Origin of the sequence: Ensifer sp. NM-2 (assembly GCF_003024455.1) — a bacterium.
GTDB lineage: Bacteria > Pseudomonadota > Alphaproteobacteria > Rhizobiales > Rhizobiaceae > Ensifer > Ensifer canadensis.
Genome location: NZ_PVZR01000005.1, coordinates 334058 through 360897, shown reverse-complemented (window position 1 = coordinate 360897; position 26840 = coordinate 334058). Strand labels below are relative to the sequence as shown.

General features: G+C 60.0%; 13 protein-coding genes and 4 pseudogenes. 10 read left to right on the top strand and 7 right to left on the bottom strand.

Annotated elements, in window-relative coordinates; genetic code table 11:
* Genes C6558_RS13490 through C6558_RS13470 form a run of 5 tightly spaced genes read left to right on the top strand, consistent with a single transcriptional unit; the run spans position 1 to position 5649 of the window.
* Positions 1-1206, top strand: a complete 1206-nt coding sequence (locus C6558_RS13490) for a CaiB/BaiF CoA-transferase family protein (protein WP_107027350.1) — start codon at positions 1-3, stop codon at positions 1204-1206.
* Positions 1203-1988 carry an enoyl-CoA hydratase/isomerase family protein gene (locus tag C6558_RS13485; protein WP_107027349.1) on the top strand — a complete coding sequence of 262 codons (786 nt, stop codon included), beginning with the start codon at positions 1203-1205 and terminating at the stop codon, positions 1986-1988. Before C6558_RS13490 ends, C6558_RS13485 begins: the two co-directional genes overlap by 4 nt.
* Complete coding sequence (locus C6558_RS13480) at positions 1985-2998, top strand: hypothetical protein (RefSeq protein ID WP_107027348.1); 1014 nt, start codon at positions 1985-1987, stop codon at positions 2996-2998. The genes C6558_RS13485 and C6558_RS13480 overlap by 4 nt, the downstream gene beginning before the upstream one ends.
* Before the next feature lie 13 nt (positions 2999-3011).
* On the top strand, positions 3012-4817 hold the full coding sequence (locus C6558_RS13475; protein ID WP_107027347.1) for a CoA-transferase: 1806 nt from the start codon (positions 3012-3014) through the stop codon (positions 4815-4817).
* 16 nt (positions 4818-4833) lie between these two features.
* On the top strand, positions 4834-5649 hold the full coding sequence (locus tag C6558_RS13470) for an SMP-30/gluconolactonase/LRE family protein (RefSeq protein ID WP_245449163.1): 816 nt from the start codon (positions 4834-4836) through the stop codon (positions 5647-5649).
* Between the two features lie 48 nt (positions 5650-5697).
* Here C6558_RS13470 and C6558_RS40750 read toward each other — a convergent pair.
* From C6558_RS40750 to C6558_RS13450, 3 genes and pseudogenes are all read right to left on the bottom strand, one after another.
* Positions 5698-5880 (bottom strand): annotated as a pseudogene (locus tag C6558_RS40750) (IS630 family transposase); the annotation flags it as partial.
* Between the two features lie 439 nt (positions 5881-6319).
* Positions 6320-9466 (bottom strand): annotated as a pseudogene (locus C6558_RS13455) (efflux RND transporter permease subunit); the annotation flags it as partial.
* Positions 9463-10725, bottom strand: coding sequence for an efflux RND transporter periplasmic adaptor subunit (locus tag C6558_RS13450; protein ID WP_107027345.1), 1263 nt, complete (start codon positions 10723-10725; stop codon positions 9463-9465). The gene C6558_RS13450 and the pseudogene C6558_RS13455, both read right to left, overlap by 4 nt.
* 656 nt (positions 10726-11381) lie before the next feature.
* Between C6558_RS13450 and C6558_RS13445 the strand changes: the two genes are divergently transcribed.
* From C6558_RS13445 to C6558_RS13435, 3 genes are all read left to right on the top strand, one after another.
* Positions 11382-11648, top strand: a complete 267-nt coding sequence (locus C6558_RS13445) for a glutaredoxin family protein (protein WP_107027402.1) — start codon at positions 11382-11384, stop codon at positions 11646-11648.
* A gap of 13 nt (positions 11649-11661) precedes the next feature.
* The gene (locus C6558_RS13440) at positions 11662-12693 is read left to right on the top strand and encodes a 2Fe-2S iron-sulfur cluster-binding protein (RefSeq protein WP_107027344.1); all 1032 of its coding nucleotides are present in this window, start codon (positions 11662-11664) and stop codon (positions 12691-12693) included.
* A gap of 700 nt (positions 12694-13393) precedes the next feature.
* Complete coding sequence (locus tag C6558_RS13435; protein WP_107027343.1) at positions 13394-18334, top strand: glycosyltransferase; 4941 nt, start codon at positions 13394-13396, stop codon at positions 18332-18334.
* 294 nt (positions 18335-18628) lie between these two features.
* Here the strand turns inward: C6558_RS13435 and C6558_RS13430 are convergent, their stop codons facing one another.
* Positions 18629-19168, bottom strand: coding sequence for an RloB domain-containing protein (locus C6558_RS13430; protein ID WP_199197012.1), 540 nt, complete (start codon positions 19166-19168; stop codon positions 18629-18631).
* 23 nt (positions 19169-19191) lie between these two features.
* Positions 19192-20421, bottom strand: coding sequence for an ATP/GTP-binding protein (locus C6558_RS13425; protein WP_107027341.1), 1230 nt, complete (start codon positions 20419-20421; stop codon positions 19192-19194).
* 136 nt (positions 20422-20557) lie between these two features.
* Between C6558_RS13425 and C6558_RS13420 the strand changes: the two are divergent.
* Together C6558_RS13420 and C6558_RS40745 are read left to right on the top strand one after the other, a co-directional pair.
* Positions 20558-20819: pseudogene (locus C6558_RS13420) on the top strand (transposase); the annotation flags it as partial.
* A gap of 105 nt (positions 20820-20924) precedes the next feature.
* A complete protein-coding gene (locus tag C6558_RS40745) occupies positions 20925-21764 on the top strand; it encodes a hypothetical protein (protein WP_245449162.1) in 840 nt (279 codons plus the stop codon).
* Positions 21765-21800: 36 nt separating this feature from the next.
* On the opposite strand, the pseudogene C6558_RS40740 reads toward C6558_RS40745, so the two are convergent.
* Both C6558_RS40740 and C6558_RS13405 read right to left on the bottom strand, forming a co-directional pair.
* Positions 21801-22017, bottom strand: a pseudogene (locus C6558_RS40740) (LysR family transcriptional regulator); the annotation flags it as partial.
* 290 nt (positions 22018-22307) lie between these two features.
* Positions 22308-26381 carry a lipopolysaccharide assembly protein LapB gene (locus tag C6558_RS13405; RefSeq protein WP_107027340.1) on the bottom strand — a complete coding sequence of 1358 codons (4074 nt, stop codon included), beginning with the start codon at positions 26379-26381 and terminating at the stop codon, positions 22308-22310.
* Between the last annotated feature and the right edge of the window lie 459 nt (positions 26382-26840).

Below are 26840 nucleotides of genomic sequence, written 5' to 3'. Positions count from 1 at the left end.
ATGACCAAAGCACTTGAAGGTGTCCGCATCCTCGATCTCAGCCATTTGTTGCAGGGTCCGTTCGCGACGCAGATGCTCGGCGACATGGGTGCCGACGTTATCAAGATCGAACGTGCCGGATCAGGTGACATGTTCCGTGGCATGACCTTCTTCGCCAAATGGGTCGGCGGTTCCGAAAGCCCGAACTTCCTCGCCTGGAATCGCAATAAGCGCTCCATCGCGCTGAACCTCAAAAGCTGCAAAGTGCACGCCATCATCATGGACATGGCGAAGAACGCCGACGTCGTGGTGCAGAATTTCCGGCCCGGCGTGCTGGCCAAACTTGGCTACGGCTACGAGGACTTCAAGGCGATCAATCCGCGTATCATTTATTGCTCCGGCTCCGGCTATGGCGAAGAGGGCCCCTACGTCGACCGCCCCGGTCAGGACATGCTGATCCAGGGGCTAGCCGGCGTAGCCGCCAACACAGGTCGTGGCGATCAGCCGCCTGTTCCCGCCGGCGCTGGCCTTGCCGATCAGATCGGCGCTATGAACATGGTTTATGGCATCCTCACTGCACTTTATTATCGCGAGAAGACCGGCAAAGGGCAGAAGATCGAGGTGAATTTGCTCGCTGGCATGCTTGCGCATCTCAACCAGGAATATGTCGCGGTGCTCAATCTCGGCGAGGATTTCGTCCGCCCAAATTCCGGCATTGGCCATCCCGGCATGCAGGCACCGTTCGGCATCTATGAAGCCTCTGACGGCGGCTACGTTTCAATCGCCATGAGCCCGTTCAAGACGCTCTATACAATGCTCGAGGCACCGCAGCTCGCCGTCTATGATGATCTGAAGACCTTGTTCGACAAACGCGACGAGGTGTTTGACAAGGTCAACGCCGAGACGAAGAAATTCTCGACCGATGAGTTGCTCGCACGGCTGCTGGGTGCCGACATATGGTGTGCCGAGGTCAAAGACATCCGTCGCGCGGCCGAAGATCCGCAGGTTACGCACATGGGCATGATCACCAGCTACGATCATCCGCGCGGCGGCAAGGTCAAGGTGGTTGCTCCGGCGGTCCGCATGAGCGAGACGCCTGCAAGCATCGACCGCCCGGCCCCGCTGGTTGGCCAGCACGGCCGCGAGATCCTGGCCGAACTCGGCCTGTCCAAGGACGAGATCGCTGATCTGGAAGCTGCCGGCGACATGACGGTGCAGGAGGCATGACCGTGGTCGACTACCAGACGCTTACAGTCGAGAAGAAGGGCCGCACGGCGCTTGTCACCTTGCGCCGTGCCGACCAACTCAACGCCATGAACAAGCTGATGCAGGCCGAGATCACGACAGCCTTCGAAAGCCTGTCGAAGGACGATACGATCGGCGCCATAGTCCTCACCGGCGAGGGCCGCGGCTTCATGGCCGGGGCCGATATCAAGGAATATGCCGAGCAGACGGACGCAGAGTTCGATGCGTTCCAGGCCGCAGGCACGCGTATGTATGCGGCGATCGAGAACAACGTCAAACCGGTGATCGCCGCTGTCAACGGCTTCGCGCTCGGCGGTGGCATGGAACTCGTTCTATGCTGCGACATCGTACTCGCCAATCAGTTCGCCAAGCTCGGCCTGCCGGAGATAAAGCTCGGACTTATCCCGGGCGGCGGCGGTACCCAACGCAGCGTCGCCAAGCTCGGCCGCAACCGCGCCAACATGCTTTTGCTCACCGGCGCGATCGTGCCTGCTTCCGAATTCGTCGCCGCCGGGCTGGTCAATGAAATCGTCGATGCTGCCGCCTTGCTGCCGCGCGCCATGGAACTCGCCGACGCGATTGCCGCTGAACCGGCGACGGCAATTGAGGGCGCGAAGCGTTTGACCGCGCATGCCTTGACGGGCGATCTGGCCTGGGGGCTTGCCATGGAGCGCGACCTGGTCGGCCAGCTCTACCGCAGCGAAATCGGCCAGGCGCGCGTGCGCGAATTTGCCGAAAGAAGCTCTGCGAAAGCGAAGCAATGACCGACGCCGAACGCTCCCTCGACTGGGCTCATGGCTCGTTGACGGTCCAGCGGCTCGGCGCCATGATGGCGCCGGTCCATTTCAGGCTGGCAGACGGCAAGACGGCTTCTCCGTTGCACGTGGCAGCTTGGGCGGACATGCCTGCGACGCCTGAATTGCCTGGCATCTTGCGCCGTCTGCGTGGTGAGTGGCCCTGCGTTCCCTTTGGCTATTCGGTTCCCAGCGATGGCTGGCCGCGCGAATGGGCCGACGTCATGTGGTCACCGGCCGGTGACGAGGAGGTGCACGGCCACAGTTCGAACCACGATTGGGACTGGCAGGACGCAGACGATGCATCCTTGCGGCTCGCGTTGGACTACCCGGCAAACAGTCCGGTGGCTCGCGTCGAGCGCGTGGTGACGCCAGATCCCAGCGCGCCGGCTGTCGACCTGATCTTCAGGGTTTTCGTCAGGCGGAAGTGCAGTCTGCCGATCGGTCTGCACCCGGTGTTCCGTCTCCCGACGCAACCAGGATCGGCCCGGCTTGAGCTCGGCGCCTTCCGTATCGGACGCACCTATCCCGAAACTGTCGAACCCGGCAAGGCGATCTTCCGCGCCAACGCAGCGTTCCAAGACATCACCGCCGTGCCGGCCCGCAATAGCGGCGCGGCCATCGACGCCTCAGCGCTGCCTTTCATAGCCGATGCAGAGGAGCTTCTGCAGATAGAGGGGCTGGACGGTCAGGTCGCGCTGGCCAACTTCGCCGACGGCTACCGGGCCAGATTATCGTGGAACCCGAACGATTTCCCGAGCCTGCTTTTATGGATGTCGAACCGCGGCCGCACTGCCGAACCCTGGAATGGCGACCATCTCGCCATCGGCATCGAACCGGTCTGTTCGCCCTATGGGCTTGGGCCCGCAACCGCGCTGGCCGACAACCCGATTGCCTTGTCTGGTGTGCCGACGGCGCTGGAATTCTCGCCGGAAAGCCCCTTCGAAACGCACTATCGCATATCGGTGGAATCCCTATGAGCGGAGCCTCGCAATGACCGGCATATCCCTAACCAAACCCAACAGGCCGCATTTCACAGACGTGGATGGACTTGCGGCAAGGGTAGGCGCCAACGACGTCTTCGGCGTCGGCGGCCATCACTTCGCCCGCCTGCCGATCGCCCTGCTCAATGCCGTAACGAAGCGTGGCGTGAAGGGCCTCCGTTACGTTTCCTGGGCGGGCGGCCTGCCGCTGGAATTGCTGTTGGAGGCGGACGCGGTCGCCGAGATCGACCTCTGTTTTTCAAGCCTCGACATTTTCGGCCTGCCGCCTCGGTTCCGCAAGATTGCGGAAACCAAGGCCCTGCCCGTTCGCGATTGGATGGCCCTGGCCATGATCCAGGCCCTGCGTGCTGCCCAGCAGAACCTGCCCTCCTTGCTTTTCCAGCCGCCAACCGGGTCGGACATGCTGGGACGCGTTCCGGGCGCCAAGCTGGTTGCTGATCCGATCAGTGGCGAACAGATCGCTGCCATTCCCGCCTTGCGCCTCGACACGCTCGTCCTGCATGCCCAGCGGGCCGACGAGAGCGGCAACGTCCAAATCCTGGGGCCGAGGGCTCTGGATCTAGCCATGGTGGGCGCTGCCCGGCAGGTCCTCGTTACCGTCGAAGAGATTGTGCCTGTCGGCAGTCTTGCTGAGGCAGGACGCCAGACCGTGCTGACACGCAATCAGGTGACGGCCATAGCCTTGGCGCCTGGGGCTGCCTATCCGACATCGTGCCTGCCGTTCTACGTCACCGACTATGCGCTGCTCTCGCAGGCCTTCGCCGATACGCAAAAGTGCTTGTGCGACAGCCTTCTATCCTCCGAGGGAGTACCTCCACAAATCGTCAAGGCCGCGAAGATCGACGCTGTTGCCGTCGACAAGGTGGTTTCAGAAATCGCCATGCCGACTGTTCTATCGGCTGCCGCGCCCGCGTCCATCGATGAGATTCTCGCAGCGCGCATCGCGGCGGAACTTAGCAACGACAGTTTCGCCAGCGCCGGCGCTGTCTCGCCGCTGGCCAATGTCGCCTACCGACTGGCCAAGGCCACCCATGCGCCTGACATGATCTTGGCAACAATGAGCTGCGGCCATCTCGACGTCGCGCCAAGCCCGATGATCCTGTCACTGCTCGAAACGCTCGACGGCGAAACGGCCGCGGCACATGCGGGCGGCGATGATACCTACTCGACCTACTACCAGGCCGGAGCGGTGACGCATGAAATTGTCGCCGCCGCAAAAGTGGACCGCCGCGGCCGGGTCAACACGATCGCTATCAACAAACCGTCCGGCGGCGTCATCCGGCTCCCAGGCCAAGGCGGCATGGCCGATGTTGCCAACATGCATCGCGACTACCTTCTTTACGTTCCGCGTCACTCACCACTGTCGGTCGTCGACGAAGTTGAGATCGCCAGTTCGGCGCGCGGCCTGCTGACCGAAGCCGAGCGCGCGCCACGTGGCTATCGCACCGGCCGTGCGCTTGTCTTCACCGACCTTTGCGTTTTCCGGATCGACGCTGAAGCGCGCCAGCTCATTGTTGCCGAGACCATGCCCGGCGTTTCGCATCAGCGTATCCGCGAGGCGACAGGTTTCGATGTGTCGTTCGATCCAGATTGTCGCGAAGTTGCGGCACCCGATCCCGAAGTCCTATCGGTCTTGCGAAACCGCATCGACCCGCTTGGCCTGCGCCGCCTCGAGTTTGTCAGCGCCAAGGAGCGAACGGCGCTTCTTAACGAGATATTGGCGCTAGACCGCGACATCGTCGAGCGCTGCATGGATGACCACAACGGGCTGGCCACCAGAAGCCACGCAGGGTGACACCATGGAACCATTGTTGCCCATATCCGCGGCCCGCGTCTTCTTCGACGGCATTTTCACCGAGCCGCGCGTGGCGCACCCGGAAGGCGTAGCGGTCCACGCCGACGGTTCGATTTGGTGCGGCACAGAGACCGGCGACCTGCTGCGCATAGACGCGGAAGGCAAATCGGTCGAGCTGATGGCTGCGACCGGCGGCTTCCTGCTCGGCATCGCCTTCGACAGCGTCGGCAACTGCTTCGCATGCGATCTGAGACACGCGGCGATTTTCCGCTTCGATATCGCGACACGTGAGTTCACGCGTTTTGCCGACGCTGGCATCAAGGTGCCGAACTATCCCGTTGTCGACGCGGAAAACGGTTGGCTCTACGTCTCCGACAGTACCGGTGATGCCGGTGGCATTTTCCGTTTCGACCTGAAGACAGGCGAAGGCTCCCCATGGTGCCGCGAAAAGTTTGCCTTCGCAAACGGCATGCTCATGGATCATGACGGCGCGGGACTTTACGTTGTCGAATCTGACGCGCCATGTGTGAGCTATGTGCCGATTGAGCCGGACGGTACAGCGGGTCGTAAACGGGTCGTCGTCGATGGGGTGCACAACGTGCCCGACGGGTTGGCTTTCGCGCCGGACGGTGCTCTGTTGATCTCTTGCTACGAGCCAAGCCGAATTTACAGCTGGCGTCAGGATCGGGGACTCAGCCTTCTTATCGAAGATCCGGCCGCAACGACGTTGGCACACCCAACCAATGTGGCGTTGAAGGGTCGAAGGCTCTACACCGCCAATCTTGGCCGCTGGCATATAACCGAAATCGATCTTGGTTCAGTGTTTGCGTAAGCGCCTTCGCTTCGGCTCACCGAACGGCGCTATACCAACCCTCATTGATCAGAACCTATTGGCCCATTTTCTTCGTCCGATGGACATGATCTTCCAGGGCTGGTCCTGCAGTGTTCGCCATGCGCGGCAGCAGTGGTCGACAATGTCGTCGTAGGATTTGAAGACGCGGTCGGACAACCAGTTATCGCGCATGAACTGCCAGATGTTTTCAACTGGATTGAGTTCGGGCGCTGCCGCGCCAGCCGGTGTAGCGCGGCTTGACCGGTTAAAAGCCTCGTCTCGGAGGATCAGCATCGCGACGACCAACGGCCGGGATCCCGGAAGCCCAGGCCCGGCAAGCCGCTCCGTTTGATCGAGGGATCGTAGACAACGAGGTTTTCGGGACCTAGCCCCCCACTGCCCCGATCTCACCAGCGACCGGGCGCGGGGACGCACGAACCTCCTCGTCATCGGTGCCTACAGGATGGGCTTCGAGATCAGCGGATCGGGTGCGATCTCACTGTTGCGCGTGTTCATCACCTACGACCATCCGGCGGCGTTCGCATGGAACCTCTCGGTCCGCTTGGTGATCTGCGTTTGCGAACTTCAAGCTGAAAGGGGCGGTCGCTGCCCCTTCATCGCGATCTCGGGACACCGAACCTAGGCCGGCGTTTCCAGAGTAGTGTCGGACCTCCTTCGCTGCCTCGCGGCTGATCGCCAGGCGGCGGACAATGACATAGAACACTGGCGTCAGCACCAGACCGAACAGGGTGACGCCGAGCATGCCTGCGAAGACGGCTATGCCCATGACGTGACGCATCTCGGCACCAGCGCCCGTCGCGATCACAAGCGGCACGACACCGGCGATGAAGGCGAGTGAGGTCATCAGGATCGGCCGCAGGCGAAGCCGGGCTGCTTCGAGTACGGCGTTCAGGGGATCGACGCCTTCGTCTTCCTTTGCTCTGGCGAACTCGACGATCAGGATGGCATTCTTGGCAGCGAGACCCACGAGCACGACGAAGCCGATTTGCGTGAAAATGTTGTTGTCGCCTCCGGTAAACCAGACGCCTGCGATCGCGGAAAGCAACGCCATCGGAGCGATGAGCAACACAGCGAACGGCAAAGACCAACTGTTGTACTGCGCCGCGAGGATCAGAAACGCGAGCAGAACAGACAATGGGAAGACATACAGGGCCGTGTTACCGGCTTGTTTTTCCTGATAGGCGAGTTCGGTCCACTCGAAGGCCATGCCGGGCGGCAACGTTTCCGATGCAACCCGTTCTATGGCTGCGGTCGCTTGCCCGAACGAGTATCCGGACGCCGGGCTGCCGCTGATATCGGCCGACGGGAACCCATTATAATGCATGACGCGATCCGGCCCCGAACTGTGCTTGATGGTCAGCAGGGCCGACAACGGAATCATGTCGCCCGCCGCGTTACGCACCTTCAGCCGGCCAATATCCTCCGGCTGCATGCGGAATGGCGCATCCGCCTGGACCATTACGCGGTAGGTGCGGCCAAAGCGATTGAAGTCGTTCGCGTAGAGCGAGCCAAGGTTGACCTGCAAGGTCTCAAAGATCGTATTGAGCGGCACTCCTTGCGACTTCGCCTTCACCCGGTCGATGTCCACCTGCACCTGTGGAGCATTCACCTGGAAGCTCGCGAGCATGCCAGCCAGTTCAGGCGTTTGCATCGCTTTGCCCATGATCGCGCCTTGTGCCTGCGCAAGGGCCCCGAAGCCAAGTCCCGCGCGATCCTCGATCTGGATCTTGAAACCGCCGGTCGAACCAAGGCCCGGAACAGGGGGCGGCGGGAAGATGCCGGCAAAACCATCGGGTATTTGACTGAACTTGCCCATAAGGCGACCAGCTATGGCAAAGGCCGATAGAGAAGCATCCTTTCGCTGGTCAAAGGGCTTGAGCATCGTGAATATCACCGCGGCGTTCGGAATATTGACCATGCCGTTGACCGAAAGACCTGGAAACGCAACGACACTTTCAACGCCCGGTTCGGCAAGCGCGATCTCCGACAATTTTTTGACGACCGCCTCGGTCCGATCGAGCGAGGCTCCGGTCGGAAGCTGGGCGATGCCGACAAGGTAATATTTGTCCTGCGCCGGCACGAACCCGTTGGGCACAGTCTGGAAACCCATCCATGTGATTCCGACCAAGCCGGCATAGACAAGCAGAACGAGCGCGCTGAGCCTCACGGCGCGGCGCACCGACCAGACATAGGCATTCGAGGCCCTGTCGAAGAAGCGATTGAACAACCGGAAGAACCACCCGAACAGGGTGTCGATCACGATCGTCAGCCGGTCGCGCTTTACGTCGCCGTGGTGCGGCTTCAGAAGCACGCCTGCAAGCGCAGGAGAAAGCGTGAGAGAGTTGACCGCTGACAGGATCGTCGAGATCGCGATCGTGAGAGCGAACTGCCGATAGAATTCCCCTTGCAGGCCGGACAGGAATGCCGAGGGAATGAACACAGCCGACAGCACCGAAGTAATGGCAATAATCGGCCCGGTCACTTCGTCCATGGCCTTACGCGCCGCCTCCTTCGGCGTTTCGCCGAGTGCGATGTGACGCTCGACGTTCTCGACGACGACGATGGCGTCGTCGACCACGATCCCGATCGACAGCACGAGCCCGAACAGCGACAGCGTGTTCAGCGAGAAGCCGAACATGTACATAAAGGCGAATGTGCCGACTAACGACACTGGCACGGCAACCAGCGGGATGATCGAGGCGCGCCAGGTCTGAAGGAAGAGCACGACCACGATCACGACAAGCGCGGTGGCTTCGAGCAGTGTCATCACCACGGCTTCAAGAGAAGACTTGACGAAGACGGTAGGGTCGTAGGCGATGCGATACTCGATGCCTTCGGGAAAACCCTTCTGTAGTTCTTCCATGGTGCCGCGAATGGCACTCGACACGTCTAGCGCGTTGGCGCCGGGGCTCTGGATGATCTGCAACGCCAGCGCCGGCTTGCCGTCAAGAAGACTGCGCAGCGCGTAGGAGTCCGCACCAAGTTCGATACGGGCAACATCCCGCAGGCGGGTGACCTGGCCATCGGCACCCGTCTTGACGACGATGTCGCCGAACTGTTCCTCGTTCGAAAGCCGGCCAAGGGTGTTGACCGTGACCTGGAGCGCCGCCGAGGCGTCCGGCTGCTGGCCGACCGAGCCGGCGGCCACCTGGACGTTCTGCTCCTGGATTGCCGCCACCACGTCGGAGGCGGTCAGGCCACGCGCCGCCACCTTGGTCGGGTCGAGCCAGATCCGCATCGAGTATTCGCCGGCACCCCAGACCAGAACGTCACCCACACCTGACAGGCGTGCAAGCTGATCGCGCACCTGCAAAGTGGCGAAGTTCGACAGGTAGAGAGGATCGTAGCGATCATCGGGCGAGACGAGATGCACGACCATCAGGATGTCGGGCGAGGTCTTCTGTGTCACGACGCCGATACGCTGCACTTCCTGCGGCAGACGCGGAAGCGCGCGGGAGACGCGGTTTTGCACCTGGATCTGCGCCATGTCGGGATCGGTGCCTTGCTGAAAGGTCACCGTCAGCGTCATCCGCCCGTCGGTCGCGGCCTGCGAGCTCATATAGAGCATGTTCTCGACGCCGTTGATCACCTGTTCCAGCGGTGCTGCAACCGTTTCGGCGATCACCTCGGGATTGGCGCCCGGATAGCTTGCGGTGACCTGTACCGTTGGCGGGGTCACCTGAGGATATTCGCTCAATGGCAACTTCAGGAGCGTCAGGCCGCCGGCAATCAGCATCAGGACCGAGAGAACAACCGCAAAAATCGGGCGATCGACGAAGAAGCGCGGGATGTTCATCGACGCGCCTCCTGCGTTTCAGCCGCTGCCCGATCGCGATTGACTGCGTTGCCGGGGAGCATCGAAATCATCTGCGGATCCACTTGCATGCCGGGACGAACAAGCCCCTTGATAATGATCTTCTCGCCGGGCTCGAGGCCGGTCGAGACAACCCGTAACCCATCGATCATCGGCCCGAGTTCAACCGCGCGGTACTCCGCCTTGTTCTCGGGCCCGAGCGCCAGCACGTAGCGGCGGCCCTGATCGATACCGATCGCTTGGTCGTCGATGAGCACGGTGCTTGCGGGCTCCGCGGTAACCAGGTTCACCCGCGCGAAGAGGCCAGGTGCCAACCGACCATCGGGGTTCTGGACGACAGCTCGGGCTCGGATAGTGCCAGTGCCGCGGTCGACCCGGTTTCCGAGGAAGTCGAGGACGCCCTTATGTGGAAAGCCGGAATCGGTCATAAGACCGACCTGCACGGGCAGTTTCTCGGTCGCTTTTTCACTCTCGTCGGGGCGGGCACGGGCAACGAAATCAAGAAAGGTGGCCTCGTCTATATCGAAATAGACGTAGACGGGGTCCGTGGAGACAATCGTGGTGAGAAGCGTAGCAGCTCCCGCATTGCCGCCGGCAACCAGGTTGCCCTCGGTGACGAGCACCCGATCGACGCGCCCGCCTATCGGGGCTGTGACGCGCGTGAACGACAGATCGAGATCGGCGGCCGCCACGGCTGCCTTGGCGATTTCGACCTGCGCCTGGCGCTGGCGACGTGTGGCCTGCGCATCGTCATAGGTCTTGCGCGACACAGTACCGTTCGGAGCCAACGATTCAGCTCGCCCGAAAGAGATATCGGCGTGATCGAGCAGAACGGCCGCTTGCGCCAACTGAGCCTTGGCGGCATCCAGGGCGACCCGGAATGGCCTGCGGTCGATCTGGAACAGGAGCTGGCCCGGGCGCACGAGACCGCCTTCAGGAACACTCACGGCGTCGATGGCGCCGCCGACGCGCGGTCGCAGGTCAATGGCTTTCGCTGCTTCGAGATGGCCCGTGAACTCCACCGAAGGCGCGACCTCGCGCGTGATAACCTCTGCGACCGGAACCTGGGGTGTGGGCATTCCCCCGGCTCCGGCCGCGACTGCCTCGGGCGCACTGGCCGATGAGGCAAGCCCAAGGAGGCGGCTGACATAGGCTCCCGCCTCGTCGCTATAGACAAAGGCAAAAGTGCCCCCGGTGACGACGACACCGGCTAAGAACAGGATGGCGGCTTTTTTACTCATTCTCGTTCACCTTCATTTATGCCCGCACCGGGCCCGAAGGCGGCGGCAGCGGTCACTTCTTTGAGGAAGGTGCGGTTTCCAACGGTGGAAAGGTCAAGGCCCTTGGAAAGTTTTACTGAAGGACGCCAAGGTCGTGGCGCTCTACTCTGACCGAGGGCAAGCCAGCCCTGACCGCTCCGGACCGATCGCAGGCTTCGACCGGCAAAACGTCTTGGGTCTTGTTGCCGCTGTGTGGGCCAAGTCGGAGCATGCGATTGCCAGTGCGATCGTGAACGCCGCCGGGGAAGGCATCTCGCTGCCAGCGATGTAGGGCTTCGAATCGGTGACGCGCTTCGGCGTCAAGGCACGTCCACACGCAAAGACGGCTAAGCGGCGTTGACATTTCCCTCGACCGACCCGGTTCAGACCTGATCTTACCGATGCAGCTTACGCAATCTCCCGTCTGCGTTTCAGCAGGACGCCGCCACCCACCCTCGCGTTCTGACAGTTGGTAACGGGCTGAGATCCCCTGCCCGGAAAAGTCATCGAAATGCAAAACAGCCCTTGACCTTACAAGCGCTGGAAGCCGCAGCCTGGCGGCCATGCTCCTCAGTCCGGCCGTTCCGGAACGGCCGACCGCGAGAGAAATCATGTCGAATTCAAAAAAGGGCCAGATCATGACCGAAGCCAGTGCACCACACATCCTCATCTACACGACCCCGACCTGCCCGGACTGTCATGCGCTCAAGCGTTGGCTCTCCCAGCGTGGAATGGCCTACGAAGAACGTGATCTCACCGACCCACGGATCGCCGAGGAGGCAAAGGCGCGCACGGGCGTACGGGTGGCGCCGATCACGATCATCAGCGACGAGGTTTTCTACGGCACCTTCGAAAGCCAGAAGCCGGCGCTGGTAGCAGCGCTTCGTCTGGCAAAAGACGCTTGAGGGGCCCTTTGATATGACCGTAAAACTCGTCGATATCCGGCCGGCCCAGGCCAGCCTTGAAGTCCAGGTCGGGCAGACCATCCTCGACGCGGCACTCGCCGCTGGAATTCCGTACCCCCATGGCTGCAAGTCCGGGCGCTGCGGCGCCTGCAAGTCTCGGCTGATCGAGGGAGAGGTGGAACTGTTCCAGCATTCGCCTTTCGCCCTCACCGATGTGGAGAAAGCCGATGGCCTTATTCTTGCGTGCCGGGCGCTTCCGCTAACGGCTACAGCCGTGGCATGGCTTGGCAGCGACGACGAAGATGCCGTCCAGCCACTGCGACGACTTGAGGGCGTAGTGACCAACATCGATGACCTCACCCATGACATCAAGCTCGTCCGGATTGCGACGCAGGACGGGCTGCCGTTGCTGTTTGCCGCGGGGCAATTTGCACAGGTCAGCTTTGGTGGGGTCCCTACCCGCAGCTACTCCATGGCCAATCGGCCTGGCGATACCAGCCTCGAGTTCCACATTCGCCGGGTGCCGGGTGGGGTCACCTCGCAACACGTGCACAGCAGACTGAAGTCCGGCGACAAGGCAACACTCGAATTTCCGCTGGGGTCTTCCTACCTGCGCCAGCACCATTCCGGCCCGATCGTGTGCGTGGCAGGCGGCTCTGGGCTGGCGCCGATCAAGGCAATCGTGGAAACCGCACTCGCCCACGGTAAGAATCATCCGATCCACATCTACTTCGGTGTCCGGGGCGAACGCGACCTCTATCTGTTCGACCACTTTCAGGCGCTCGCCAAACGGCATCCCAATCTCAGCTTCACGCCGGTTCTGTCCGAGGCGCAGACCACTCAGTATCGAACTGGTTTCGTGACGCAGGTCGTAGGAAAGGATCTTTCGGATTTGAGCGGCTGGAAAGCCTATGTCGCCGGCCCGCCGCTGATGGTCGACGCAGCGATGGAGGCGACTTTTGCCCGCGGACTGCGCCAGGAAGACATGCACGCCGACGTGTTCTTTACTCCGGAAGCAGAGCCCACACCGGGCGCAATCGGATGAAGTAGCGAGGAGCCGGTCACCTCGATGGATGGGCCGCCCATCCACCGAGTTTTCAAACCGGAATGCGGATTTTCTAAACCCGCATGTATTTGCGTGCGGGTCTAGGAAGCCGTCAAGGAGAGTGCAATTATGGAGCTCCAGCGTGAGGTTCTTCGAACGTTGGATGCCAAGGCGCAACTCTACTCGTCGGGGCGGTTAACACGGCCAAGCTTGGCAACTTTCCAGCCCGTGCCCGAAAATTGTCGCGCTTGCGCCTCCTCAGTCGACGAAACGCGCAATTCTCCTCGCCGTTACACCAGTCGTTAGCAGCAAATTCGCCCAATGTTTGTTGCGTTCTGCACATCCTTCCAGTCGATACATTATGCGATCATTTTGGCCCAAAAGGTGAACAACCTAGCAACACGCCAGGGCTCGTGATGAACAGCTCCCTTCGACCCGAAGCGGACTGTCCATTCGTTGCTCGCGGACGGCAGGTTGGCGCCTTCAATCCTCTCGTTCAAGCGACAGCCGCGACCCCGAAAGCTGCCACTTCTCGAGCTCGTCGGCTAGCGGGTGTCACTGGTGATTAGCGGTCGTTGCTGAGCCAAACACTTTCGACGGAATTTCACCCAACGGGACACGCGGTGTTTCGCTGAGATAGGTTCAGTCTGGTCGTATCGCGCTAATGGCCCAATGCGTCCGAATCGGCTAACCAATCGCGATGACGACCAGCCACATCGACGCGCACGAAGTAAATTTTGCCTGGACGCGACACTGGATTCCAGAAGGTGGCGCGACGGGTGGCAAGCCCGTTGAGGCGAATCGTTCGGACGCGACGACGGAAACCGCCCCTGTGGTGTTGACCGAAATCGCGGAAACACAGTGCCTTGTGCTCTTGGGCGACCCCGGAATGGGCAAGACTCACGAGATAGAAGGACTCGCGGCCTGGCTAGGGGACAAGGGCGAGCAGGTCGATCTGCTCCGCGGCGGGGACACCAAGTTCCCCACCGAACTCGACGCGCTGATCACGTCCGAACATCAACGCCGCTGGGCTGACGATGAGCGGCCATGGCATATTCTGATCGATGGCATCGACGAGATCGCCGGACCGCCGTCGTCGGCTGAACAAATCCTGAGCCATTTTCTTGATCAGCTTTTTGGCAGCAATCGCAAGAGAGCGTTGCTGCGGATCGCGTTGACATGCAGAACAGCGGCTTGGACCGAGGAGCTTGACCGGGTAATTGAACAGCGCTGGCCGATCGGAAGCTTCAAGAAGCTGACGCTGGCACCGCTCGAAGAAGAAGACATCCTCGCAGCAGTCGAGGGCACGGAGCCTCAGGTCGCCGAACGCGAGCGTCTTTCCGAACGTCTGCTGGGTGAACAGTTGCGGGCGATGGCGAGCCGTCCGTTGTTGCTAAGACTGCTGCTTCGAAGCCATCTTGGAAGTGAAACGCTGCCGGCGAGGCAGGCGGATCTGCTCGAGCGCGTCGTCGAACGCGCGTTGGCGGGGCCAGCGGTCGCGAATGCCGCGACCCGCGTGGTTGTCGCCGGCCGCCTTGCTGTCGCAACGACCTTCTCCGGTATCATGCGGTTCACTTCCGGCGTCGCCGCAGTCAGCCCGCACCTTCTGCCGATCGCTCGGATTGCGGGGGGCATCGAACCCTCCACGGCTGGGAGCGTCGTTGCAACACCTGCGCTGCTCACCGAAATTCTGCGCACGCCGCTTTTCGCCGAAGTCGAACCCGGCATCTTTGAATGGACCCACAGGACGTTCGTCGATTATCTGACAGCTCGATATCTGGCCGATCATCGCCTGTCGGCTGATCAGATCCTGTCGTTACTAAATGTACCCGAGGTCGGCGGACCCGGCGGGATCGCGCCACAGCTTGTTGAGGTGGCGGGCTGGGCTGCAGCGATGGTCCCGCCATTTTTCGATATTCTCCTCGAGCGGCAGCCCGATGTATTGCTGCGCGCGCAGGCCGCCGTCCTTGAGCCTGCGGACCAGTTCAGGCTGACGGCGGCGATACTGAAGCGATTTGCGGCGGGCGATCTGCGCGACCAGTACGATCAGCTGGTTCCGTTGTTCAGCTCCTTGCGACACCCGGAACTCGCCGAGCAATTGCGGCCCGTCATCGCCGGCGCTCTGACGCCACCCTTCGAGCGGCGTGCTGCGATCGATATCGCCGCTGAGGCAAGAGAAATTGGTTTGACGCCGGAGCTAATAGAGGTAGCTGTTGATCCCAAAGCCGACGGGCTGATCAGATCGATGGCTGCACGCACGGTTGCGCGCTTGAACGGGGACGACGCACCCGAACTCCTCGCGCCGATTCTGGCGAGCAATCTCGATAGTGACACAAAAGATCGCTTACGCGGCATCCTGCTATCGATTTGCTGGCCGCACGCGTTGCCGTTTCGCCAATTGCTTGGGGCACTGACAGTTCCTCGCCAGCAGAATTTCATCGGGAGCTACCAGCTCTTTCTCTACCGCTTCGCAGCGCCCGATCTGACCTCACGCCAAGCGCTCGACGCCATTGCCTGGCTGCAGCGCCGGCTCGACACCGACCAAGGCGAGCATGATCGGCTCCAGCCGGTAATTGCCAAACTGTTTCGCGCGATCATTGCCCGGATTGCGGATCCCGAAGTACGGAAGGCGCTGGCGGCCTTTGTCGTCACCGCTGACCTCAAAATTTATCAGATTGTCCTGAATGACGCAGCCGCATCGCTGCCGTGGCCGGATAATTCCGAAGCGCGATCCGCATTCGTGCTGGAGACCCTTCGGCAGGCGGACGATTCGCCTCGCGCCGTAGCACTGCTTGTACATCACTTGGCCGGTCTAGTCAGACCGGACGATCTCGACGCGTATCTCGCGATGATGCTGGCGGAGCGCGCAGACCTACGCGCGCCGCTTGCGCAGATCATTGCCGACCTCACACAATCGCTTCCGATCAACACACTCGATCGTGTCTGGGAGGCAGCATCACACGTTCCCGAGCTGCAGCGCGCGCTCGCAGCCCGCTACTCGATCGATCTGGAGTCGACTGCTGCCGAGTACATGCGTAAAAGTGCCGAACGGCAACGCGAGAGGCACGAAGCCGAGGAACGAGAAACCAAAGTCAAGACGTCTCGGCGGTCGTCAGTGATCGTTCTTCTCGACCGGATCGAAGCGGGCGAAGCGGCACTGTGGTGGCAACTCAACCTCGAACTCTTCCACGAGCCGAACGGCGACTATGATGGGCATTTCGAGTTCGAGACCGACCTGACCGCGACGCCGGGCTGGCGGGCGCTCGACGGCCGAGAGCACGAGCGAATTCGGCGGACGGCGCTCGTCTATCTTCGCGACGCCCCGCTGACCGATCTCAGCTGGCTGGGCACGAGCACCAGTCACCGGCCGGCCAATGCCGGCCTCCGGGCGCTGCGCCTACTGCGCGATGAGGAGCGGAATACCTTCGAAGGACTGTCCGCCGAAACCTGGGCTGTCTGGGCACCGGCGGTGCTTGGCTTCTTGGGGAACGACTTTTACACCGACGGAAATCCACAGCGGGACCTGATGCATGTCGCCTATCGCCTTGCGCCGGAATCGGTGCTGGCCGCGGTCCGGCAGATCGCCACCGGCCCTGCATCCGAGGGGTTGAGCACGCGGGTGTTCGAACTCCTGGACGGCTTGCTCGACCGATCGCTTTCGGAACTCCTGCACGAGTTGCGCGGTGCCGGAGATCTCAAGAGCAATGACGCGGCGTCTGAGATTCTCGCGTATCTGGTACGCAACAGTGACGAACGCGCGATGCGGCTCGTCCATGATGCCCTGACGTCGTCTGCCACCAATCTAGCACGTGCGGCGACGGAAGGCCCGCGTATTGAAAAGGGTGTCATTGAGCTCCTTGGCAAAAACCCGACAGAGACGTGGTTCGAGCTGCTTGCGGTGCGAGAGCGAAACGAGGTACTCGCCCGCTCGATCTGGACCAGCTTCGCTCGCGACGTTGCATTCGATCGCTCGTTCGATTTCGACGCGCTGCCCGAATATGCCTTGGCTCAGGCCTATATTGATCTGGTCGCCCTGCTGCCCGAGCGCCCGCCGACCGAGTCTGGCGCGCGCGTTCTTGGCGTGCCCGATTATGTCGAGCAATTGCGCAGCGTGCTGCTGTCGCGGCTAGTTGCGGCAGGGACAAACGCCGCGCTCGAGCAGATGTACCGAATGCGCGATGCGTTGCCCGAACTGTACGATACTCTGGACTGGTCGATCGAGCAGGCCCGCCACGGCGTCCGTGCGAAGGCGACGCGTCGTGAGGATCCCGCCGATATTCTGGCGAGGATCGGCGACATGGGCGCTCGGACCGAGGCGCCCGAACCGGCCGCTGAGGAAAAGCCCAAGGCCAAGACTAGTGACACCGACGACGTCCCTATCCAAATGAACATCGCGGTGCCCGCACCGGCGCCGTCGGGCCTCCTACCATTGGCCGATCGTCGTACGGTACTTGCAGTGGCGACTGAATGGGCCTCGAATCACGGCGGGATATCCACGCTTAACCGTGAGCTGTGCGTCGCGCTCGCTGCACTTGGGCACACCGTTCTGTGTCTCGTCCCCAATGCGTCCGACGCCGACATCCTCAATGCAAAAACGGCCCGGGTTGAGCTCGTTCGATGCCCGGACTCGGTCCAGATCGGTGGGCAGGCGCGCTTCCTTTTGTGCGAGGCGGCACACCTCAGGACCCAGCCGGACTTGCTGATCGGTCACGATCATATCACAGGCCCCGCCGCGCGGGCTTTGGCCACGCGGTTCGACGCCAAATATGTCCATTTTCTGCACACCATTCCGCACGAAAATGAAGGGTTGAAAACGCCTCACGGAGATGCCCTTTTCGATCCACTACGAGGCGAGGCGAAACTCGACGATCAGATCGCACTCGCGGAGCTGGCCGATTTGGTCGTCGCTGTGGGGCCACGGATCAAGAGAAGCTTTCTGTGGCAAGCGCCTTTGCCTACCATGACCATGCTCGTGCCGGGGCTCAGCCCGCTATTGCTGAAGTTGGCCCCAGACCCCCAAAATCTTCAAATGAATGCCTGCCTGATGTCGGGCCGCATGGAGGACGCCGGCGTCAAGGGAGGTCTGCTAGCGTGCGACGTAATCAAGCGGGTTGCGACCGACCGGCTCTGGGATTCCGGGCAGACGCCGAAGCTGGTGATGCGCGGTTTCACGAAAGAAAAGGCGCTGGCCGAGTTCAAGAACATCGGAGAGTTCAATGACTATGCGCAATTTGTGCAGCTACGGTCGTTCTCGACTGAACCGGGGAAGCTCTCACAGGACTATCTCGGCTCGGCGCTGATCATCATGCCGTCGGTCGCGGAAGGATTCGGGTTGACTGGCCTCGAAGCGATTGCGGCCGGCGTGCCCGCCATCATTTCGGCGGAAAGCGGCCTTGCAGAATACCTACGTGATCCTGCGTTGAATCAAGGGCTCGACCCCGACCTTTTTGAGTCCAGCATTGCACCTGTAGCGCTCGCTGACGCGGCAAATCGCGAAGCGTGGGCAGCGAAAGTTGGCGCAGCGCTGTCGGACCACGAAGCCACATTCGCTCGGGCGGCCAAGTTGCGCGCGGAGCTTGAGATTCGACTGACCTGGGAAAAGGCTGCACGCGGCCTGTCGCTTGACTTCTTGAAGCTATAGCGCCGTCAAGACCGGCTTAAGTATGCAAAAGAAGAATGGTACGGCTCGATGCTAGGTCCCGCGATGGACCTGCCGATGGATGAACCAGAGGTTCAAGGTCGCTCCCTGCGGAGTTTGCTGCAGGAAGGAAATGAGGGGATGGCTCATGTCCACGGCGCTGGGCTCTAGCGTCTTCCGTGAAGGTATCAAGGTTCGCGGACACGTTCTGCATATGGAAGCCAATGCCAGCCTCGGTTTCTATAATCACGTCTGATGAAGCCGCCGAGCTCAGCATGAAGTCGAGCGCCCCCTTTGCTACAACAGCCCCACGCTGCGTAGCAGGTCGCGCAGTTCGGCCTCTACGCTTGCCGCACGAAGGACGCCATCTAGATCGAGTCGGCGCGCCAGGTCCGCGCGCGACATGGGTTTTCGGTACTCCGGCCATTCCTTTTCGAGCGCCCTGATCGCGGCCGCAGAGTCTGGCGGGCGATTGGCCGTCTTGCCCATCAGGTGGCGTAGAATCACCGCCTCAAAGCAGGGTCGTTGCCAGACGATGACGATGTCATGATCAGCCGCCAGCTTGCGCGCAAGCCTGGCGCGCTCCGGATCTTGCTCAGCCTGATCAGAGTCGAGAAGCGCAAAGCGCTCATCGAAGGCAGTGCGTGTCTTCTCTAGTCGCTTCAGACGTAGCACCGCCATTTGGATACGCGACAGGGGATCACCAGTTCCTGGCCCGAACTCGTCGATCTGCAAATGCACGGCGAGATTGGCTTCGCGGATCAGGTCTTGCAAAAGACTTGCATAACCGACTTCTGACGCGCCTTCGCAGCCGATATAGATCGGTCGGCGAAGCATGATATGTGGTGGGCGTCGGCGGCTCATCCGAGGTGCGGGACCCCGCCATATGCACCACTCAGGTACTTGCGGTAGTGGTTCTCGTCGCGACGCACCTTTACATCCATGAGACTGTAAAGATGGCTGCGACCCTGCCTGTCCTTCTCGCAAATTACGATTTCCTCCTTGTTGAGGTAATCGAGCAGCGAGGCCGAATGGCAAGTAAGCCAGAGCTGTGCGTTCAGCATGTTGCGCCCGGAAACCGAATAGAACCAGCGCACCAGTTCCGGCAGCATGTTCGGATGGATGGCCGTGTCCATTTCGTCAATGGCCGCAAGACCGCCCGTGTCGAGGGCAGTTGCGATGAACGGGAACATCTTGATGAAAGCCCGCGTACCGTGGCTTTCCATCATCCAGGGCATCTCGACTTCGAGACCTGCATGCTTGAACAACAAGATCGGCCCGTTCTCCGTTTGCTGAAAGCGGACCCCTTCGACGCCAACGTCGATACGGCTCAGCTCATCCTTCAGAAGCGAAACGACATTCGGCTTGCTTTTCAGGTAGTCAATCACTTCGCGATCAGCGAAGGAATGCACGGGCTCAATCTGAAAGAAGGCCTGGCGCGCCGCATCCACGAAAAGCTGCGCGCTGGGATGCTGAAATTTTGCGAAGGACGACAGCACCGTGTGATTGCCGGCGAGCGTCTTCACGAGGTGCTGGAAACCCGAAAGGCTGAAGCTCTTAGAGTCCTTCACCTTGCCCTCGGCATCTCGCTCAAACACACGTTGCCATTTCCCTTGACCATTCGGCTTCTGACGGAGCGCTTCGGACGCGATCCGCATCGCGAGCCCTTCCTTGAGCTCAATTTCCAGTTCGTACCGGTAAGTGCCTTGCTCGACCTTTTCGCCGTCCAAAGCACGCTGATGGACCTCGGGTGTCAGGTTCATCGCGCCACTAAGCTCGATCGCGAACTTAATCGGCCGATTGGCGGAAGCCGCATCGTTGAAACGCTCGATGCCAGTAAAGCCTGGGACCGTACGCACCACGCTGTCGCGGATCATCGTCACTACGAATTCGAGCGCGCGCAGCACCGTCGTCTTGCCCGACGCATTCGCGCCGTACAAGGCGACGACTTTCGGCACGCGTGCGACCGCGCCATCGAACAGGGGGCTATAACGACCCTCAGGATCAGGCACTTTTGCATCCACTGTCAGGTCCAGAATCTGCAGATCACGGATGGAAAAGAAGTTTTCGACTTCAAGCTTATACAGCATAGCGCGCCTCATTTGGCGCTAAAATAACATTATTGACGATTATTCGTCAATGATCGGATTTAAGGCTGCTTGAACTGCCCCCACTTTTGACCAGCATAAGCAGGAAGGCTCAAAGCACAGACTTGAGGATGAGGTTATGTCTCACGAGTTTCGACAGGTTGACTTGATGATCGTTGACGTCCGGCGGCGACGCTGGACAACGGAACGCAAACTGCAAACCATCGAGGACAGCTATGCCCCAGGGGAGACGGTTTCCTCTGCGGCTCGGCGGCATGGAGTTGCACCAAACCTTCTCTATCGCTGGCGTCGGCTCTTGAGCGAAGGAGGTGCGGTGGCGGTGGACTCCGACGAGTCCGGTATTCGGCAATTCCGAAGCGAACAAGGTGGAAGATCGAGTGCCCTCCCCCAACAAAAACGCCTTCGGCAGCCTATCATTACACTGGTTTATGCCTGACTGGTACTGATATAGCGGTGCAATTAGCAGTTTTAGCGCTGGGGGCGTTATGTCATTCAATCGTATTATCAGGGGACTTGGTTGGCCGGAGGCCCCGCAGGGCGATGTGGAATATCCATCTGACCGTGGGCCCACCCACAACGATTTTCTAGTCGATGGACGCACCGACTATGCGGCGTTGACTATGCTTCCTACGTTGTTCATGTCCGAGGGTCAAAACAGCGAAGATTTCGCTCGAGTCGGATTAGTTCAAGTTCTAGGGCAGGGACCGTCAACACTTTCCGTGCGATACCAATATGACCTCGCGGTACCGCCCATCAGCCAAGATCGCCTTCATACCGTCGCTGCAGAGCTTGGGTTGTCGACGCATGGTAGGCAGTTCGACTGGACGCGAACCCATTGGAGCGTCCAGGATGGCGACCTGTATCGAGCTTTCTTCCGATTAGCCGCAACCACTCGCAATGAACCAACCGTCTTCACCTTTAACTCGCCACCACGGATCGACAATCGACAGGTCTCTGCGATGATGCCGTTCGATGCGGGATTTGCTTCCGTTTACCGAGCGATTGAAGCGGCTGCGGTCGAGGCCGGGATGAGATGCAACCGTGCGGACAACATATGGGAGCACCATACCGTAATCCAAGACGTGGTGTCGTTGATCGACAGGTCCCGCATTGTCGTGTGTGATTTGTCTGGTCGAAATCCGAACGTGTTCTATGAAGCGGGAATCGCGCACTCTTTGGGTCGCGAGGTCATCCTCATTACTCGCCAACCAGAGGACGTGCCGTTCGATCTCCGGCACATCCGGTACATCCACTACCTCAACAACGAGCAGGGATTGGCCACGCTCCAACAACAGCTCGCTGCCAGGATGAGGCATTTACAATGAATTGCCCGGCCACGGGTGCCGTCTACTTCAACGAAAATGCAGGGCGACATCCGGAAATTTCCGGCCTATGCGCGACAGATACGCCGGCAGCACGCCTGTCTTTGCCGGATAGACGGTTCCGATCCTGATCGTGCGAGCCACCTCGGCCAACAGTCCGACATCGCCGATGATCCTGACCGCTCGATCGTAGGACACCCTCTGCCCGTGTCAGCTCCACCCGCCGCGTCGAGCGCTCGAACAGGTTGACACCCAACCGCGACGTAGAAACGGCGCCTTTCTTCGGCGTACGCGAATGTTTCGGGGCGGGGGCTCACAAGGTTGAGCAGCTCGTCGTCTTCGATTCGGCTCGGCACGCCGTAGTTGCCTCGCTGACATACTCTGGTCTCTCCGCCAAGGTGTCTACCCAGTTTACAAGCTGGGGCGGGCAAGGCGGCCAGCGAAATAGCGGTTGGGGCTGTATTTTTCCGCCCCTGTAAGCGAACCAAATTTTGCAAAAGCTGCGGCCGTTTGGCGTTTCGGATCTGACTTTCTCGTGGGTCCGGATTACTTTCCCTTGCGTTTACCGCGGCGGTGTTTGGGCGGCGAGAGCCGCGATGGAGCGACGTAAGGCGGCGCCTGAGGCGCAACTATCACCATGTTGCTGCGCGGACGCATTCGGTGACGACGCACCACCTCAACTGTGCTCTCGCTGCTTAGAATTTGCGCGACAGCATAGCGGGACCCATAGATGTTCAACGAGCGGGCGGCGAGAAGCATATCGTCCACGGGCAGAAAATGCCCCTTTACCCAGTCCAGGATGTAGCTACGTTGCGTCGAACCGACGTTGTTGAACACGAATGCGACCGTGATGTTCCAGTATCTTGGTTCGTAACGGATGAGTTTTTCCAGAAGAAGCCCCAGTGCGCTCTCAACGAGGCCGGGCCGCCTGCCGTTCCGGGAACGTGCGATCTTCGTAAAATTGATCACCACCTCAGCGTGGGCGACAATATCCGCGTCAGGGGTGCCGATGAAGTCAGCCGCGGCCTCGAAATCTTGAAGCGAGTCGTCCTTTGCAAGGGACAGGAGTTCGGCAAACAAAGGTCCATTGACGGTCAGATGACCGTGGCGAAGCCGGGCAAGATCGACGGTCTTCGCAACGTAGCGCTCGCTCGTAAGCGCTCCAGTGCCGACCGAGTCCACGAGAACGCTTTGAAGCCAGACGCCTGGAACCGACCATGCATTCGCTGCAATCTGCCGGAAGTACATGTCTTCAGATAGAAGGACGTGCCCGCGATTTGCTAGTACGGCCGCATCCATAACGTTTGAGCCGAAATTCGCGATGAATACCTCGGCAATGGGATTTCGCTGATTTGGGGCAGTAACGGCCTCTACGATACAGTTGGCTTCTATCTTGTCACGTTGTGCGCGGATGTAGGTTTGCCACTCCGCGAAACGTTCTCGCGGGACTTCGTCTCTGTAGAATTCCCCGTCGCGCCAGGATAGCGAAAACTCCCGTTCAGAGAACTCATCGTCGCCCTTCAGAACGACTAGGTCGTCGAATACGGACTGGGAAACGTAGAGGCTCCCGAACGTCTCCTTCAGGACATCGAAGATATCCATAGATGCGGCGGTCCACGCCGCATAGGTGTCCAGCACCGCCCCCCGGCCTCGATACTCGTCGATGATTTCCTGAGCTTGTGATTGCTCGAGATCCTGCCCGACACATGAACGGATTTTCTCGCCGATGGCCCTGAGGTAATCTGCGAAGGCAATTGGCGATCGCTCGAACTTTCGGGCAACCATATGGAAAGGAACATGGTGCTTCAGGTACAAGTCTGCGCGAGCTCGCTCGCTCTCCGCCTGAGACCTAATCTGGTCCAGGATGGGCCCGAGATCGTCCCCCTTGGTCGTAAAGGCATAGAGACCGCCTGCATCAGGGAATCGCGTCTGGTAGTTCTCCAATATGTCGTGGAGCGCGTGAAGATACTTGTGCTTTAACTCCTCGATCTTCCAGACAGGCTGATCTCCTAAAGAACGTTCTTCGCTAAACGTTTCTCCCACTTGCTTCCCGATGGCGAGGCTGGCGAGGGCGTGGCGAGGCGAGACATACCCACCAGTTGGGTCGTCTTCTCCATTCTCGATAACCCAGGCAAGGCCCCTGTGGTCCTCTCTGCTGAGCCGCACCCATGTATCGAGGGCGACAACCGGGCTGGGCGGGATCGATATCCGGTCCTCAGAACCAAGGATTAGGATTGCGTACTTCCGTGCGACTTCCGCGTTATTGGGATTTGAGCGCAATACACCGTATGCGTACTTCAAAGCCTCCTCGCCTCGCCCCACGCGACTGAGCTCGTGCGCAATATCAAGCATTTCCCCCGGTTCGCCTGGCATCGTCATGAGCTTGTTGATCGAAAGGGCCGCAGCAATTTCGCTAGCGCGCTCCTGCCTCCGCAAGAGCACGATTAATGTGAGGACAGCGTCAATGTCCGGCTTCGTGTTGAGGAGGCGTCGTGTAAGCTCTTCAGCTTGGGCAAGCGCACCGTGGTTAAAGTGCATCCTTCCTTCAGCGCGCAGATAGAAGGGCTTGGTGCGTATCTCGGTCGGGAGGCGATCGAAAAACGCAATCGCTCTTTGCCGGGTTGGTCTCTCGTTCACAAGACCCAGGGTAAGTGATCGCAGTTCCGCCGAGTCGTGGTCTTCGTCTATCCGTCCGTCAAGCAAGTCAGCTGCATCACTCCAGTGCCCCTTCCTCGCTGCGTAAGTCCCCGTCATTATCCGCCCGGAATGGTGCGTGGTGTCATTCACCGCATTGATGGCATTTTCCCACGCTTCCTCCGCCAGTCCGTCCATTTTCAGAGTGTCGCAATACTGCGCTGCCAGGATACTCAGTCTGGGATCGTCCGATGCGTCTCGCACCAAGTCTTTCACAGCCGTTTCGAGGTCGGCAGGGGGACATAGGGCGAGCTTGGCAAAACGCAGCGCCAGATCGCAAATACGCCTCTCCGACTGGGGAACAGTTTCAAGCGCCAACGGATCGATCGCCGACAGCGTTTGCCAGTCATTGCTCGCGACAGCAGACTGAAAAATCATCAGTGTTTTATCAGGGCCCTCAGTCAGCTTCGGCAGAAGCTCGTCGATGATCCGATCGCCAGTCTCATGAGCGGCGCCGGCTGCACGGAGAATAAAGGCACTATCATTACCAAAAAGCGGGATGCCCTCCCTGATCAGCTCCATCGCCGATTTACGATCTCCGATAATGCGGTAGGCCAGCAGGAGGTTGCAGCAGACTGCGCTGTCTGCATCGTCGACCTCGCCCTCGGCGGTCTTTATCCGTTTCCATACATCAGAGAGCTTCGTGATCGCTTCCTCCAATTCGATCCGCTGACTCTCGTTGAGTCTGCCGGAATGGAGGTACTCCTTGTCCTCGCAGATCGCATCGATGACGGCTTCCGCGGAAAGCCGCTTGGCGAACGGATCATCAGGAAAGCGGTTGCCAGCATCGACCGCTACGCTCCTCCACTTCAGCGACAACCGGTGTCGATAGAAATGAGCCAGGGAATTCAAAACACCCGGCGTTTCGCGGTCGCTTTCGGGAATGAGTGATAGCGGGTCATCGATAGTGTCATCGAACCTGGCAGCCTGAAGGACGTGCGCCGACAGGTGTTCGTCGGCCGCCCTGGAGAGCAGGTTCTCCCGCCCCATTGCAAGGACACCAGGATAGTCGCCTTGCAGCAGCAGGGCAAAAGCCTTGTTTGCGATCGCCTTCGGCTCGGTCGGCGCGTGGGAATGGGCTTCCAACAGAAGCTCCACAGCTTCTTCGCTCTTTCCCGATGCTAGCAGACAATTCGCGATGTTTGCCTTGATCCTAAAAAGGATGCGCCCCGAAGCCGTGCCTTCAACACGCTCCAGCAAACGCTGGAACTGGGCCAGGGCGGTTATTGCTTTTCCGTCGTTTGCGATTGTCCGGTAGCCGTCTATCTCCGCGTCCAACTGAACTTCGACGGCAGCTACGCTGCCCTGTGTACTCTCCGCAATGGCAGCCAGTATCTGTTTGTTGGATTCTCGCAAATCGTTCCCGACCTGCACAAATCCGCTCGCCACCTCCCCACGGGTCAAGTCCTGTACCGAGCGTACCTCTGTGATCTCCGCTCGAATTTCGGCCGAGTACACACCGTAACTCGGGTCAAACGCGCGCATCGCGTCCGGGAACTGGGCAACCTTCTCCGAGATGGTCCCCCACCCCCAAACGTAGAAGAGGATGTTGCGGCCATTATCGGCCTGTTCGACTGCGAGTTCGTCGGCTAGTACCTGCAGGTCATTGTCGTCCGGCGCGGTGGTGAGGATGAAGTATTCCGTTAGAGCCGGTTTGAAGGCCAGAGCTTTTCTAAACTCATCTCGGACCTCCGTATCTGTAAGCTTCGTACGGTCGCTCTTGAGTTTGCATTGTATGCCGACGGGTTTTCTGAGGTTTTGTTTTCGATACCCGCGAAGGTCGACACCATTCTGGGCCTGCCCACGGCGACCAACCTTGATGACATTGGGATCGTCTAGGATGCATTGCCACAAGATCAGGCAATTGCTTTCGAAGTCCTGTTCGTTCGCCGGTTTCGGTATCTGGGTTCCTGCTGTCGATGCCATGCTTCTGTGTCAGTTCGAACGAGACGGGAGCTTCCGCACCTAGAGATTGCACGATTGTTTATTTACTTCCAGCGAATGCTCCACTTGCGTTCGCGCCTTCCACAAACGGTATTGGGGTTCCAAGTAGCCGCTTTCTCGCGCAAGGTCGGACTCGACACTTCGAAGGCGAAATGGGCGCGCCCGGCCGAAATAGATTACCGCATTTATGCTGCGCCGCGACCGAACACCTCCATCCGCAAGAATTGCGGATGGTTTCCCTCGTATGCGCCCTATCCAATTAGCCGATACCCTTGAGCATCCGGGATTGGCGAAGCCGAACTGCGAATGCCCATCGTTTCCCATCATCTGCATGCTCTCAGGGGGGAATGTGGGTTTTACTTTACCGTTTCAAATCGAAAATTGTCATGTGTCGGTTGGGTTTAGACGCTAAACGCCGTACGATTTCCCGCCAACGATTTC

Bases quoted from the DNA above. Each gene is read 5' to 3' on its own strand.
- C6558_RS13490 (WP_107027350.1), top strand. From the start codon at position 1: ATGACCAAAGCACTTGAAGGTGTCCGCATCCTCGATCTCAGCCATTTG.
- C6558_RS13430 (WP_199197012.1), bottom strand. From the start codon at position 19,168: ATGCTTCGCCGACCGATCTATATCGGCTGCGAAGGCGCGTCAGAAGTC.
- C6558_RS13435 (WP_107027343.1), top strand. From the start codon at position 13,394: ATGACGACCAGCCACATCGACGCGCACGAAGTAAATTTTGCCTGGACG.
- C6558_RS13425 (WP_107027341.1), bottom strand. From the start codon at position 20,421: ATGCTGTATAAGCTTGAAGTCGAAAACTTCTTTTCCATCCGTGATCTG.
- C6558_RS13475 (WP_107027347.1), top strand. From the start codon at position 3,012: ATGACCGGCATATCCCTAACCAAACCCAACAGGCCGCATTTCACAGAC.
- C6558_RS13405 (WP_107027340.1), bottom strand. From the start codon at position 26,381: ATGGCATCGACAGCAGGAACCCAGATACCGAAACCGGCGAACGAACAG.
- C6558_RS13445 (WP_107027402.1), top strand. From the start codon at position 11,382: ATGACCGAAGCCAGTGCACCACACATCCTCATCTACACGACCCCGACC.
- C6558_RS13450 (WP_107027345.1), bottom strand. From the start codon at position 10,725: ATGAGTAAAAAAGCCGCCATCCTGTTCTTAGCCGGTGTCGTCGTCACC.
- C6558_RS40745 (WP_245449162.1), top strand. From the start codon at position 20,925: ATGTCATTCAATCGTATTATCAGGGGACTTGGTTGGCCGGAGGCCCCG.
- C6558_RS13440 (WP_107027344.1), top strand. From the start codon at position 11,662: ATGACCGTAAAACTCGTCGATATCCGGCCGGCCCAGGCCAGCCTTGAA.
- C6558_RS13485 (WP_107027349.1), top strand. From the start codon at position 1,203: ATGACCGTGGTCGACTACCAGACGCTTACAGTCGAGAAGAAGGGCCGC.
- C6558_RS13480 (WP_107027348.1), top strand. From the start codon at position 1,985: ATGACCGACGCCGAACGCTCCCTCGACTGGGCTCATGGCTCGTTGACG.